Source organism: Butyricicoccus intestinisimiae, assembly GCF_018918345.1.
Taxonomy (GTDB): Bacteria; Bacillota; Clostridia; order Oscillospirales; family Butyricicoccaceae; genus Butyricicoccus_A; species Butyricicoccus_A intestinisimiae.
In genome coordinates this window covers 223,850-237,116 of the sequence record NZ_JAHLQI010000001.1, presented here as the reverse complement: position 1 = coordinate 237,116, position 13,267 = coordinate 223,850, and the positions used below count along the sequence as shown (strand labels likewise).

Here is a 13,267-nt window from a genome sequence, read left to right as displayed (position 1 = left end):
TCACAGTTTGCTGAAATCAACGTCCTGATCGTAGATGGTCGAACCGTCAACCGTCACAACAACGCGCTTGGTGCTGCTGTAGCTGACATTGCAGCTCGCCGTGCCGGCGCTCGTGCGAACGGTATGGCTGTACAGCGTCGAACCGCCGACGGAGATCGTGACACTGCACGTGTCACGATCCGTCGGGAGGTTGCTCACTGTAATTTTCGAGGAAGTTACGCTGACGGAAGCAGAACCTGTTCCGCCGTTGCCGCCTCCATTGTTGTCATCCGGCTGATCGTCCGTCGTTGCGGCTTCCTTGGCGATGGTAATGCCAACGCTGGTGCCCTTTGCGACTTCTGTTCCGTACGGTACAGTCTGGCTGATAACCGTGCCGGCGGTCTCTGTGCTCTCCTGCTCATGCACGGAACCCAGCGACAGTCCAGCTTTTTCCAAAGCGGCAGTAGCCTGCTCTACGGTCATGCCCTTCAGATTCGGAACCGTCTTGTTGGTGTTTGCCGAACCGGAAGATACAATCACAGTAATGGTAGAACCGACTTCTACATCTTCTCCGGCTTCCGGATCACTGCCGATGACATAGCCCTGTGCCACACTCTCCGAGGTTTTTTCGGTGCGCTTTGCCTTCAAGCCCTTGGCGCGCAAAGCACTCTGCGCATCTTCATAGCTCTTGCCTGCCAAAGACGGAACCGAAACCGTGTTGGTTTCTTCCTCATCCGCAACGACAGAAGCCAATGTCAGCGATACCGTTGTTCCGGCATCAATCGTCGTCTTTGCGCGCGGGTTCTGGTCGATGACGTCTCCGTCAGAATAATTCTTATCTTCCGCTTCGCTCTTTGTGAACTCCTGTTCGGTAATCTGGAAGCTGAAGTCGGAATATTCGCTGTTGCCCTTGATGTCCTTGGAGTAGTTCAAACCGATGAACTGCGGTACCTGCAATGTTTTCGTATCGCCGCCGCTGTTCACCATCTTCAAGGCAAAGAACGCCACAACTGCCAGCAAAACGACAATCACTGCACCGGCAACCACCTTGCCTGTACCGCTGGATTTCTTTTTGCCGCCGTTCGAACGCTGTCTGACCGGCGCTTCGTATTCATCATCGTCGTCGTACGGTTCTGCGGGGCGCTGCACATAATTGCTGCTCGGCTGCGAACGGCTCAGATTGTCCGTCGCACGCGGCACGTACTGTGTTGCGTCCTCATCCGTCTCTGCCGCCGGTGTGTGCGGAATATATTGTGTCGCATCTTCATCATGATGATACGGAATCGCGCGGGTTTCGTCCAAATCGCTGTTATGCGAGGAATAATTCAGCACCAAATTCGGATTGGAACGCAGGCGTTCCATATCGCGGAACATATCCATTGCGGAGCTGTAGCGCTGGTTGACGTTTGCGCACATCGCGTGCATGACAATTTCATCCATCGCCTTCGGAATTTCCGGCACAATGCTGCTCGGTACCGGCGGTACCGTATTCAAATGCTGCATGACAACCGCAACGGCGGTATCACCGCGGAACGGCAAGGTTCCGGTCAGCATCTCATACATCACAACGCCCAGCGAATACAGATCTGTGCGGAAATCGACCGTAATGCCCTTTGCCTGCTCCGGAGAGATATAGTGCACGGAGCCAATCGCCTCAGATGACACCTTGCGTGTTTCCTGGCTGTTTGCAAAGCTGGCAATGCCGAAATCCATGACCTTTGCCGTGCCGTCACGCAGCAGCATGATGTTCTGCGGCTTAATGTCCTGATGGATGATGCCGCGGCTGTGCGCGTGATCCAGTGCGCGTGCTACCTGCTGTGCAAAATATAATGTTTCCTGCCATGTCAGGTGATGCTTCTTGCGAAGATAATCCTTCAGGGTGACACCCTCACACAATTCCATGACGATATACTCCGGACAATTGTCCGCATGACATACATCATAAATCGAAACAATATTGTTCTGTGAGAGCTTTGCTACCGCCTGTGCCTCGTTGTAAAAGCGCTTGCGGAATTCTTCATCCTGTGAAAATTCTTCTTTCAGGACCTTAATGGCAACATAACGATGGAGAACGGTGCAGTAGGCCTTGTATACAATGGCCATACCACCGGTTCCGATCACCTCGCGGACTTCATACCGTCCCCCGAGTGTTTGTCCAACTAAATTTTCCATTCCCATGTCTCCTACTTGGTGTACAATACAACAGTAATATTGTCATTCCCACCGGCCTTGCAAGCCAGCTCAATCAATTGCGTGCACGCCTGTTCCATCGTCGGCGCCTGCGAGACAGCCGCCGCGATCTCTGCGTCCGTCACCGGACCGCTCAGACCGTCCGAACACAGAAGCAGCGTCTGCCCCTCGTGCATCTTGATTTCATATACATCCGCTTCGACGCTGCTGTCTACGCCAACTGCCCGCGTAATGAGATTGCGTCCCGGATACGTCTTAGCCTCCGCCTTGGTCAGTCGTCCGCTGCGAACCATCTCTGCAACCAGCGAATGATCTGCGCTCATCTGTGCGATTTTGTCCCCATCAATCAGGTACGCGCGGGAATCGCCGACGTTGGCGAGAATCACACGATCATCCACGCAGATGCCGCCAACCAGCGTCGTGCCCATGCCGTTGTATGCCGGAGAGGATTGAGACAGCTCAAACACCTCTGTGTTCGCCAGCTTTACAGCCTTTTCGACCAAATCCGCCAGTGTGTCTGTACTGGTGTCTGCGGCATCCGCCGTTTGTATGGTCTCCAAGAACCGATTCGCTGCACGCTCACTGGCAATATTTCCGGCGCGGGCACCGCCCATGCCGTCGCAGAGAACGAGAAATCCCATCCCGCTTTCCGGAACGTCTACGCGAAAGGTATCTTGATTGTTCGCTCGAACCAGACCTTTATCGGTTTTGCCATATGCTTTCATTGTATCACTCTTTCCCGAACGTTTCACCGATGTGCCTGCGGCGCAGCTGCCCGCAAGATGCGTCAATATCCGGCCCCAATGTGCGCCGGACTGTCGCCGTGACTCCGTTCTTTTCCAAAATATTTTGAAAAGCCGCGACATGCTCCTTCGGTGAAGTGCGCAGTCCGCTCTCCGTAACGTGGTTTAAAGGGATTAGATTTACATGCGCCGGACGGCCGCGCAGCAGCTCAGCCAGCTTTCTCGCTTGCCATGGGCGGTCGCTGACCCCGTCAATCATCGTATATTCATACGAAATTCTGCGCCCTGTCATGTCAAAATAATCTCGGCAGGCGGCAATCAGCTGCTCGACAGGGAAGCTCTTGTTGACCGGCATGGTAGCGCTGCGGCTCTCATTGTCCGGAGAATGCAGGGAAATCGACAGGGTAATCTGCAGCTTCTCCTCAGCGAGGCGGCGAATCTGCGGCACCAAGCCGGACGTAGACAGCGAAATATGGCGCTGTCCGATGTTCAGCCCCTCCGGCGCACCGACCAATCGGATAAACCGCAGGACATTGTCATAGTTATCCAGCGGCTCGCCGGTTCCCATCAGTACAATGTTGGAGATGCGCTCGCCGGTGTCCTTCTGCATAAACAGAATCTGATCGAGAATTTCGCCGGCAGACAGGCTTCTGACCAGTCCGCCCAGACCCGATGCGCAGAACTTACAGCCCATTCGGCAGCCCACCTGAGATGACACACAGGCGGAGTTGCCATGATGGTACCGCATAAATACGCTCTCAATGCAGTTGCCGTCGTGCAGCTCCCACAGATATTTGATTGTGCCATCCACTTTGGATACCTGCTTGCGCAGGATCTTCGGCGCCGTCAGCAGATACTGTTCGGACAGCTTAGCGCGAAGCTGCTTGGAAACATTGGTCATTTCATCAAAGGAAGAAACGCCCTGATGCAGCCATTGAAAGATTTGTCCTGCACGAAACGGCTTTTCCCCCATCCCGCGCAGCTCTTCCTTCAGCTCCGGCAGTGTCCGGCATTTAATCTCAGGTTTTGTCATATGTCAAATCTCCGATGAAAGCACCTGCGTGCTGTCATCTTTTTCATAGTAAGCCATTTTTCGGAATTTTGCAACAAAAAATCCATCTGTATGATGTACCTGCGGCAGTAGAGTGACAGACCCATCCACAGGTTGTTCACACACAGGCAGAGAAAATGTCTGTTTTTCAAACTGCGGCGTGCTGTTTAAAAAAGCTTCCACAATTTCTTCGTTTTCTCGGCGCAGCACAGTGCACGTCGAATAAACCAAAATTCCACCTTTTTTTACGTATCGTGCTGCATTTTTCACAATTGCCAGCTGAATTTCCGGCAAAGACTCCAATGCACTCGCATCTTTATAGCGAATTTCCGGCTTTTTGCGAATAATGCCCAAGCCGGAGCACGGCACATCACACAGCACATAATCAAACGCTTCCTCCCATTCTGGTCGGAACTGTGCGGCGTCCTGCAATTGCGTGTGGATGTTGTCGAGTCCCAAACGCTGTGCGCCTTCCTGAATCTTATGCAGCTTGTGCTCATAAATATCGCACGAGGTTACACTGCCGGTGTTTTCCATGCGCTCAGCGGCAAAAAAACTTTTGCCTCCCGGCGCCGCACAACAGTCCAGTACGCGGCTGTTCGGCTTCGGATCAAGCGCATACACGCTCATTTGGCTTGCGCCGTCCTGTACCGTGACAAGTCCCTCGCGGAAAACATCCAGCTGTTCCAAGCTGCCGGTTCCGGAGACCGTCAGGCAGTTCGGAACGCTCTCGTGTACTTGCACGCTGACACCCTGCTGCACAAGGCGCGATTTCACCGTTTCGGTGTCGGCCTTTCGCGTATTGACGCGCAAAACAGTCGGTGCCGGTTCGTTGTCCGCTTCCAGCAGCAGTCGCGTCTGTTTCACGCCGAACTGTTCCAAGTACAATTCTGTCAGCCAGCGCGGATGGCTGTACCGCAGCGAGTAGTATTCCGCCTTTGTCTCACAGTCCGGCTGCGGCAGCTGGTCGACATGACGCGCAATGGTTCGCAGCAGTCCGTTGACATAATTCACGGTGCGCGCGTCTGCGCGGCACAGCGAACGCGCCAGTCGAACGCTTTCATTGACCGCCGCCGAATTGGGAACGCGATCCATCCAAACCATTTGATACACCGCCATGCGCAGGACATCCAGCACGCGCGGATGAACCTTTTTCAAACGAACCTTGGAGTAATGCGCGAGATAAAAATCGCACATCGCTTGGTTTTGCAGCACGCCGCCGACCAATGCAGTTGCCAGCGCAGCATCGCGCTTGGAAAGACCCGCCGCATATTTCTTCAGCGCCGGTGCGCTCCATGCGTCATCTTCTCGAATGGCAAACAAAGCCCGTGCCGCTGCCTCGCGGGCGGAGGTATTCTCACGCATGCTGTTCCTCCTCTCGCTTCTCAGCAGCCAAGAACCGTTCCCGGCTCCATTGCATGACCGCGCAGGTAGTCACCGGCTGCCATGCGCTTTTTGCCGACCATCTGAATTTCTGTAATCTGCAAAACACGGCCGTCGCCGCAAGCGACGAACAAGCCCTTCTTCGGATCTGCAACCGTCACCGTACCTGCCGGTACCTGCGCAGTTTCGTCTGTCATGCGCGACTGGAACAATTTGAGGCGCACATCTCCGCGTGTGGTCACTGCAACCGGCCACGGATCCAAGCCGCGAATCTGGTTGTGTACGTGCTGTGCCGGTTTGCTCCAATCAACAACCGACATCTCTTTGCTCAGTACAGACACATAGGTGGATTGTGCATCGTCCTGCGGCGTGCGCGCAATGCCCTGCGGCAGACGTTCCAGCGTTTCCGCCAGCAAATCCGCGCCCATCGCTGCCAAACGGTCAAACAGCTCCCCTGCGGTCTCGTTCTCGCCGACCGGCGTTTCGCTGGTCAGCAAAATATCACCGGTATCCAAACCGCGATCCATATACATCGTCGTGACACCGGCGGTCTGTTCGCCATTGAGCACCATCCACTGCACCGGCGCCGCGCCGCGATACTTCGGCAGCAGGGAGCCGTGTACATTGATGCAGCCGTATTTCGGCAGATCCAGCACATAGCCCGGCAGCAGTTTTCCGTATGCCACAACAATAATAACTTCCGGATTCAGCTCGCGCAGCAGCTCCAGCTGGCTCTCATTTTTGAAGGAATCCGGCTGATACACCGGAATATCGTGTGTCAAGGCAAGCTGCTTTACAGGCGGCGGAGTCAGCTTCATTTTGCGTCCCTGCGGCTTGTCCGGCTGGGTAAATACGCCGACAATTTCATGTCCGTCCTGAATCAAGCGCTCCAGCGAGTTGACTGCAAAATCCGGCGTTCCCATAAAGACCAGTCTCATTCTACTTCGTCCTCTTCCTCGTCCATGTTGATATACTCGGTTACCTTTTCCGTAAATACATGGCCATCCAGATGGTCAATCTCGTGCAGGAATGCACGTGCCGTCAAATCATGCGACTGAACCGTGAACCATTCGCCGTTTCTGTCCTGCGCGCGAACGGTTACGATGCGCGGACGGGTAACCATACCGAATTTATTTGGAAAGCTGAGGCAGCCTTCCGAACCGGTCTGCTCCCCTTCGGTTGCAACTACTTCCGGATTGACCATCTCAATAATTTTGTCATTGTCCAGCGTGTCGAGCACCACGCAGACACGGCGCATATAACCGATCTGCGGGCCTGCCAGACCTACACCGTTGGCATGTATCATTGTCTGGGTCATATCCGTCAGGATGTTTCCCAACTTCTTGTCAAATTTTGTTACCGGATGACATTTCTTGTACAAAATCGGATCCGGATCATAAATAATAGGTCTTACAGCCATTTGATAAACTCCTCTTGGTTTTTATGATTCTATCTGTATTATATCTGCATCGGGTTGACATCTGCATACATGGTCACCCCGCGGAAATTGCGGCTGGCACCTGCTTCCCGCAAAATACCATCAAGCAACGCGCGTCGGCGCTTGTTGTCCGGACAGCGGATGGTCAAATGATAGCGGTATCGGTTTTGCACCCGCACCACAGTTGCCGGTGCAGGCCCCAAAATCGGATAGCAAAAATCCGAAAACGCGCCAGCCATCAAGCTCTCCATACGCTGCTTGACGGCGACCAGCGCCGCCAAGACATCGCGTTCACGTTCTCCCACGGCAGTCAGCACAACCAACTGCGCAATGGGCGGACATTGCAGCATCCGGCGGCGTTCTATCTCCGCCTCATAAAATCGTTCGTAATCCTGCCGCGCTGCGTCCAAAATCACCTCGTCCTGCGGATGATACGTCTGAATAATCGCCTGTCCCTGTGTCTGCCGGCGTCCGGCGCGTCCCACAACCTGCGTGAGCAGAGAGAACGTGCGCTCGCGCGCGCGGTAATCCTGCGCAAACAGCGATTGATCCGCGTCTACAATACCGACCAGCGTCACGCGGTCAAAATCCAATCCCTTGGTGACCATCTGTGTGCCAAGCAAAATATCCGCTTGATCTTCTGCAAACGCTTCCAGCAGCTTCGCATGCGAGCCTTTGGTGCTTGTCGTATCCGCATCCATGCGGAGAATTTTTCGCTCCGGAAACATCTGCTGCAGTTCTGTCTCCAACCGCTGTGTGCCGGTGCCCTCCCATTTGAGGTGCGTGCTGCCGCAGTTCGGGCAGGTGCGCCGGACGGGAATGCTCTTGCCGCAATAGTGACACATGAGGCGGTGATTGACGGAATGATACGTCATCGAAACACTGCACGACGGACACGCTGGCGTCCAGCCGCACGATGGGCATGTGACTTGTTTGGCAGCACCGCGCCGATTTAAAAACAAAATGCACTGATGCCCCTCCGCAAAGCAGCGCTGCATGGCCTGCCGCAAAACGGGGCCGATGGCGCTGATATACCCTTGCTGTATCGTGCCGCGCATGTCTGCAATCGTGACGCGCGGCAGTGCTGCACCGGAATACCTCTCGCGCAAATGCAGCACGGGATATTTTCCGGTCTCTGCGCCATAAAATGTCTCAATCGCAGGTGTTGCAGAGCCGAGCAGCACAAACGCATTTTCCTGCATCGCACGGTATTTTGCCACATCCCGCGCATGATAGCGCGGACTGTTTTCGGATTTATAGGCGTCATCCTGTTCTTCGTCCAAAATGATAAGCCCCAAATTCTGCGCCGGTGCGAATACTGCCGACCGTGTGCCGACAATCACGCGGGCTTCTCCGGAGCGAATTCGTTTCCAGCTGTCATATCGTTCTCCGACCGACAGGGCGGAGTGCAGTACGGCTGTGCAGCTGCCGAACTGCGCCATAAATTTGCAAATCAGCTGCGGCGTCAAGCCAATTTCCGGTACAAGGACAATCGCGCTTTTCCCAGCCTGCAACGTGCGGTCAATGAGCCGCATATACACCTGCGTTTTGCCGCTGCCCGTCACACCGAACAGCAGTGCCGCTTCCGGATGTCCGGACAGCAGCAGCGGTTCCATGCGGTTATACACCGTCTGCTGCGCCTGACTGAGCACAAACTCTTTTCGTTCCGACAGTTCCGGCTGCTCGGGCAGTCGGAACGTTTGTTCCTCCCATTGAGCCAGCATACCATTTTTGACCATGGCACGGATTGTGCTGTCGCTCGCACCGGTCATATATTTCAGGTCTGTCCGGCTCATGCGTCCTTCCTGCGCCAACACACTGACAATGTCCATACGAACCGAACTGCGTCCGCGTTCTGCCATTGCCATCGCGTCATCGTACGGCATGCCCAGCCGATGCATTGTCACGGTCTTGTCGTTCATGCGCCGGTCAAAGGTACTCGTCTGCTGCAAAATGTGCTGCTGCACCAGCGCGTGGATTTGTTGTTCCGGCAGCGCACCACCGCACAGCTCGGTCAATTTCTTGACCGCAATCGCACGCTTTCGTTTGGAAAAATTCTGTAGCACCGGATAGGTCGCTGCAAGCTCCTGCCTCATCGCTTCGGTTGTTGATTTCGTCAGCTCATATCGCTCGGTTTTGCGAAACCAAAGCCCTGCCGGCAGCATCGCGCGGGCGCAATCATAAAACGTGCAAAACAGCGTGGAACACAAATGCGCCGCCAGAGACAGCGCGTGTTCGTCTAACACCGGTTCCGCATCCAGCACCTCCAGTATGCACTTGCGCTCATATTGTGCCCGCGGGTCGCAGCCCATGCGCACAACAATCGCCTCCCGCGTGCGGTCACCGCGTCCAAACGGAATGAGCACCCGCACGCCGGGCACGACTGCTCCCGCCAGCTCCGGCGGAATGTCGTAGTCGTACAGCTTATCAAACGCATACGTCGCGCCGGAAATCGCTACACGGCAAACTTCTTGTTTCATGCATTTTTATCGCGGTACAGAGCAACGAGACGTTCGAGCAGAATATCCGCCACGCTGTCTTTTTCCATCAGCTCCAGCGGCTCTACTTTTCCGTTTCGATACAGCAGCGTGACAACGTTGGTGTCACCTGCAAATCCTGCACCCTTTACTTTCAAATTATTGGCGACAATGACATCGCAGTTTTTCTTCTGGAGCTTCTTCGTCGAATTTTCCAGCAAATCGCGTGTTTCCATGGAAAAACCGCAAATAACTTGGTCATCGCGGCGTTTTTCACCGATTTCCGCCAGAATATCCGGATTTCGCACCAAAGAAACCGACATATCATCGTCATGTTTTTTAATCTTATCGTCCTGAAAGGTCGCCGGCCGATAATCTCCGACAGCCGCCGCCTTGATGACAAGATCAGACTGCGGCAGAGCCTGCATGACCGCTTCGCGCATATCACATGCAGACGTAACAGGAACCATGCGCACACCGTCCAGCGGTTCCAGCGCGACCGGACCGGAAATCAACGTGACTTCCGCCCCGCGCATCTTCGCACTGCGGGCGATGGCATACCCCATTTTGCCGGTAGAATGATTGGACAGAAAGCGCACCGGATCCATCGCTTCCCGCGTCGGACCCGCTGTGACCGTCACATGCATGCCCTGCATGTCCTTTTCTGTCAGTGCGTCTAAAATTGCCTGCTCAATCTTCTCTACATCTGCCAGCTTGCCCTTTCCGGTGTCTCCGCATGCCAGATGACCGGATGCCGGTTCGACAAACAGACATCCGCGCCGCTTGAGCGTGGTGATATTTTCCTGTACGGCCGGATGCTCATACATCGCCGTGTTCATCGCCGGAGCAAACAGCACCGGCGCACGGGTAGCGAGCAGCGTTGTGGACAGCATGTCATCCGCCACGCCGTGCGCATATTTGCCCAGAATGTTGGCGGTTGCCGGAACAACGGCAAAAACATCTGCCGCCTTGGCGAGCGAGATATGTTCCACCTCCCACGGAAAATCACGGTTGAACATATCCGTCACGACGCGGTTTCCGGACAGCACTTCCAACGTGAGCGGCTGAACAAATTCACACGCATGTTCTGTCATAATGACACGAATCTGTATGCCCTTCTTGTGCAGTCGGCTGACCAAATCACAGGCTTTGTATGCCGCAATGCCACCGGTTACACCGAGAACGACAGTTTTACCGGAAAAGTTCATCGCTTGCAGTTCCTTCTTCTGTGTCAGTCTCATCAACGGTTTCTACAGTCTCGTCTGCGCCGTCCTCTGCAAACAAATCAGTTTCCTCCTCGGCGGAAGCAGCAGCAACAAAATCCTCCGGCTGCTTTTCCGGCTCCGGCTTCGGTCCTTCGCGGTACTCAATGGTGCCGTCGCTGATTTCGTCCAGTGCGAGCTTGACCGGCTTATCCGGCAGCTCCTTACCGGTCGTTTCTTCTTCCGAGCACAGATCGCGTGCGCGCTGTGCGGACAGATTAACCAGCAGATAGCGGTTGTTGACCTTCTTCATCAAATCCTGCATAGATGGCTTTAACATAGTATATATACTCCTTTAATAAACGCTTGTTTTTATTATTTCAGTGTCACACGAGAAGAACGGCATGCCTCTGCCTGCATGATAGCGAGCACATCACTGACCGCCTGTTCTACGGTGTTGTTGATAACGATATAATCAAATTCCGGCGCGAGCGTCAACTCATGCTTGGCGGTATCCAGACGGCGCTGAATGACTTCCGGTTCTTCTGTTCCGCGTCCAATCAATCTGCGCTCCAGCTCTTCAAAGCTCGGCGGTGCGAGGAAAATACGAACCGCTTCCGGCCGAATGTCCTTGACCTGCATGGCGCCCTGCACTTCAATTTCCAGCAAAACATCTCTGCCGGCCTGTAATTCTTCATCTACCGGTGCCGCCGGTGTGCCGTAACAGTTGCCGCTGAACTCTGCATGCTCCAAGAAGCCGCCCTGTTCCGCAAGCTGCCGGAACGTTTCGCGGGCCATAAAATGATAGTGCACGCCGTCCTGCTCTCCTGCGCGCGGTGCACGGGTCGTAGCAGAGATAGAGTAAAACAACGGCTTGTGCGCACGTACTTCCTTGAGCACGGTTCCTTTGCCGACACCGGACGGGCCTGTAAGCACAAACAAAATTCCTTTTTCAGACATCGATTTTTTCCTCCTCTGTACTGCGGCTGTCCATTCTTCCCGAAATGGTCTCCGGCAGAATCGCAGACAACACAACGTGGTCGCTGTCCATAATAATGACTGCGCGCGTGCGTCTGCCATATGTTGCATCAATGAGCATGTTGCGGTCACGCGCTTCCTGAATCGTGCGCTTAATCGGCGCAGACTCCGGCGAGACAATCGCAATGAGACGATCCGCAGAAATCATGTTGCCAAATCCAATATTGATGAGCTTCATGAGACGCCTCCGTTACTCAATGTTCTGGATCTGCTCGCGGATTTTTTCAATCTCTGCCTTGATGTCCACGACAATCTGTGCCATTTCCATATCATTTGCCTTGGAACCAATGGTATTCGCTTCGCGGTTCATTTCCTGTACCAAGAAATCCAGCTTGCGGCCAATCGGCTTTTCTTCTGCCGCCATGATTTCCAGCTGATGCATGTGGCTGCGCAGACGAACGGATTCTTCATCTACAGCTGTGCGGTCTGCATAAATCGCCGCTTCAGCCAAAATACGCTGCGGGTCAATCGTGGTATCCGCCAGAACCTCATTCATGCGAGCGGTCAGCTTGGCGCGGTACTCTGCCACTGCCTGCGGCGAGCGCTTCTCAATTTCTGTGACATAGCGCAGAATGGTCTGCTCGCGCGACAGCACATCTTCCTTCATTTTCTCGCCTTCGCGGGCGCGCATCTCGCAAAAATCTGCGCCTGCGGCCTGGAGCACCTGCAAAACATCTGCAGTCAGCTCGTCAGCATCCGCTTCCTGCTTCTCTGTCGTAAAGACATCCGGCAGACGGGAAGCCGCCATCACACTGACATCGTCCTGCATATGATACGCATCACGCATCTCATGCAGCAGTTCCAAATAATTTTCCAGCAGCTTCCGATTGAGAGAGATTTTCACATCGTCGGATGCGCTCGCATCAATCGTAATGAAAATATCCACTTTGCCGCGTGCAATCATCTGGCTGACAGCAGTTTTGACCGCCTCCTCCAGAAAGCCGTACATGCGCGGAGCCTTTACGTTGACATCCAGATAGCGGTGATTGACGGAACGAAGCTCAACGGTGATGTCGCGGCTGTGCAGCATCTGTCTTGCTCGTCCGTATCCGGTCATGCTTTTCAAGAAAATTCCTCCTATTTGATGGTTTTTTCGTCCCTTTTTCTACTCGCCATATGCTCGAAAAGGGTTCTTCAGTATATTGTAACAGCCCGCCTTGCTTTCGTTCAAGCAAAACGGGCCATTTTCGTAATAAATCTCTAAATATTTTTTAAATTTTCTCGTTTTTCTATGCATATTCACAATACACATTTACCAATGCAGGCGTTCAAACAGATAGGCAATGACTTTAGAGAACACGATATCATACAGTACAAAGACTATTAAAATAATTGGCTCAATCGCCCATGCGTGGTCTGCCAGCACAGACGGAATAAGGTTGAGCAGCGAGCCAGACAAAAAGACAAGCAAAAACGCAACCACACCGCAAAACAGCAGTTTGAGCACCCATTCGACCGGCTGTCGGTGAATGCGTTCAATCAGATTCTTGACAATCGTATACGGTCCAAAAAACGCCGCATAAATCAGCGCCACTTCTTTGGACGGCAGCAGCAGAAACGCCAAGATTGCCGTCGCCAGCACCGTGAGAACGCCGTATCCCAAGCCGCCGCGCAGGACAGCGAGTGCGGCTATCATGCCCGCAATGGCTGCAACAGTCAGGCGCATGCCCGGCAGCAGAGAGCCGAGCAGCAGCACGACGATACTGAGTGCTGCCATCATGGCGCAGAATGTCAATGTATTGTTGTGTTTTCGTTCCATGTCTTTC

Annotated in this window: 13 protein-coding genes; all 13 read right to left on the bottom strand. The window is 54.0% G+C overall.

Annotated elements, in window-relative coordinates:
• On the bottom strand, positions 1-2,151 hold the full coding sequence (gene pknB, locus KQI75_RS01230; RefSeq protein ID WP_216468868.1) for a Stk1 family PASTA domain-containing Ser/Thr kinase: 2,151 nt from the start codon (positions 2,149-2,151) through the stop codon (positions 1-3).
• A gap of 11 nt (positions 2,152-2,162) precedes the next feature.
• A complete protein-coding gene (locus KQI75_RS01225) occupies positions 2,163-2,894 on the bottom strand; it encodes a Stp1/IreP family PP2C-type Ser/Thr phosphatase (protein WP_216468867.1) in 732 nt (243 codons plus the stop codon).
• A gap of 4 nt (positions 2,895-2,898) precedes the next feature.
• A complete protein-coding gene (gene rlmN, locus KQI75_RS01220) occupies positions 2,899-3,945 on the bottom strand; it encodes a 23S rRNA (adenine(2503)-C(2))-methyltransferase RlmN (protein WP_216468866.1) in 1,047 nt (348 codons plus the stop codon).
• A 3-nt stretch (positions 3,946-3,948) separates the two neighbouring features.
• Positions 3,949-5,328: a 16S rRNA (cytosine(967)-C(5))-methyltransferase RsmB gene (gene rsmB, locus KQI75_RS01215; RefSeq protein WP_216468865.1), complete on the bottom strand. Its 1,380-nt coding sequence runs from the start codon at positions 5,326-5,328 to the stop codon at positions 3,949-3,951.
• A gap of 20 nt (positions 5,329-5,348) precedes the next feature.
• Positions 5,349-6,284 (bottom strand): methionyl-tRNA formyltransferase, encoded by a 936-nt coding sequence (gene fmt / locus KQI75_RS01210; protein WP_216468864.1) that lies wholly within the window; start codon positions 6,282-6,284, stop codon positions 5,349-5,351.
• Positions 6,281-6,766 carry a peptide deformylase gene (def, locus tag KQI75_RS01205; RefSeq protein WP_216468863.1) on the bottom strand — a complete coding sequence of 162 codons (486 nt, stop codon included), beginning with the start codon at positions 6,764-6,766 and terminating at the stop codon, positions 6,281-6,283. The genes fmt and def overlap by 4 nt, the downstream gene beginning before the upstream one ends.
• Before the next feature lie 38 nt (positions 6,767-6,804).
• A complete protein-coding gene (priA, locus tag KQI75_RS01200) occupies positions 6,805-9,264 on the bottom strand; it encodes a replication restart helicase PriA (RefSeq protein ID WP_216468862.1) in 2,460 nt (819 codons plus the stop codon).
• A complete protein-coding gene (gene coaBC / locus KQI75_RS01195) occupies positions 9,261-10,502 on the bottom strand; it encodes a bifunctional phosphopantothenoylcysteine decarboxylase/phosphopantothenate--cysteine ligase CoaBC (RefSeq protein ID WP_246566289.1) in 1,242 nt (413 codons plus the stop codon). Before coaBC ends, priA begins: the two co-directional genes overlap by 4 nt.
• A complete protein-coding gene (rpoZ, locus tag KQI75_RS01190) occupies positions 10,453-10,803 on the bottom strand; it encodes a DNA-directed RNA polymerase subunit omega (RefSeq protein ID WP_216468861.1) in 351 nt (116 codons plus the stop codon). The genes coaBC and rpoZ overlap by 50 nt, the downstream gene beginning before the upstream one ends.
• A 35-nt stretch (positions 10,804-10,838) precedes the next feature.
• On the bottom strand, positions 10,839-11,423 hold the full coding sequence (gmk, locus tag KQI75_RS01185) for a guanylate kinase (RefSeq protein ID WP_216468860.1): 585 nt from the start codon (positions 11,421-11,423) through the stop codon (positions 10,839-10,841).
• Positions 11,416-11,679 carry an extracellular matrix/biofilm regulator RemA gene (gene remA / locus KQI75_RS01180; protein ID WP_216468859.1) on the bottom strand — a complete coding sequence of 88 codons (264 nt, stop codon included), beginning with the start codon at positions 11,677-11,679 and terminating at the stop codon, positions 11,416-11,418. The genes gmk and remA overlap by 8 nt, the downstream gene beginning before the upstream one ends.
• 12 nt (positions 11,680-11,691) lie before the next feature.
• The gene (locus tag KQI75_RS01175; RefSeq protein ID WP_216469290.1) at positions 11,692-12,558 is read right to left on the bottom strand and encodes a YicC/YloC family endoribonuclease; all 867 of its coding nucleotides are present in this window, start codon (positions 12,556-12,558) and stop codon (positions 11,692-11,694) included.
• Positions 12,559-12,753: 195 nt separating this feature from the next.
• Positions 12,754-13,260: a hypothetical protein gene (locus KQI75_RS01170; RefSeq protein WP_216468858.1), complete on the bottom strand. Its 507-nt coding sequence runs from the start codon at positions 13,258-13,260 to the stop codon at positions 12,754-12,756.
• Positions 13,261-13,267 lie beyond the last annotated feature (7 nt).

What these genes read in the sequence shown, in the direction of transcription:
- pknB (WP_216468868.1), bottom strand. Translation starts at nt 2,151, where the DNA reads ATGGAAAATTTAGTTGGACAAACACTCGGGGGACGGTATGAAGTCCGC.
- KQI75_RS01225 (WP_216468867.1), bottom strand. Translation starts at nt 2,894, where the DNA reads ATGAAAGCATATGGCAAAACCGATAAAGGTCTGGTTCGAGCGAACAAT.
- rlmN (WP_216468866.1), bottom strand. Translation starts at nt 3,945, where the DNA reads ATGACAAAACCTGAGATTAAATGCCGGACACTGCCGGAGCTGAAGGAA.
- rsmB (WP_216468865.1), bottom strand. Translation starts at nt 5,328, where the DNA reads ATGCGTGAGAATACCTCCGCCCGCGAGGCAGCGGCACGGGCTTTGTTT.
- fmt (WP_216468864.1), bottom strand. Translation starts at nt 6,284, where the DNA reads ATGAGACTGGTCTTTATGGGAACGCCGGATTTTGCAGTCAACTCGCTG.
- def (WP_216468863.1), bottom strand. Translation starts at nt 6,766, where the DNA reads ATGGCTGTAAGACCTATTATTTATGATCCGGATCCGATTTTGTACAAG.
- priA (WP_216468862.1), bottom strand. Translation starts at nt 9,264, where the DNA reads ATGAAACAAGAAGTTTGCCGTGTAGCGATTTCCGGCGCGACGTATGCG.
- coaBC (WP_246566289.1), bottom strand. Translation starts at nt 10,502, where the DNA reads ATGAGACTGACACAGAAGAAGGAACTGCAAGCGATGAACTTTTCCGGT.
- rpoZ (WP_216468861.1), bottom strand. Translation starts at nt 10,803, where the DNA reads ATGTTAAAGCCATCTATGCAGGATTTGATGAAGAAGGTCAACAACCGC.
- gmk (WP_216468860.1), bottom strand. Translation starts at nt 11,423, where the DNA reads ATGTCTGAAAAAGGAATTTTGTTTGTGCTTACAGGCCCGTCCGGTGTC.
- remA (WP_216468859.1), bottom strand. Translation starts at nt 11,679, where the DNA reads ATGAAGCTCATCAATATTGGATTTGGCAACATGATTTCTGCGGATCGT.
- KQI75_RS01175 (WP_216469290.1), bottom strand. Translation starts at nt 12,558, where the DNA reads ATGACCGGATACGGACGAGCAAGACAGATGCTGCACAGCCGCGACATC.
- KQI75_RS01170 (WP_216468858.1), bottom strand. Translation starts at nt 13,260, where the DNA reads ATGGAACGAAAACACAACAATACATTGACATTCTGCGCCATGATGGCA.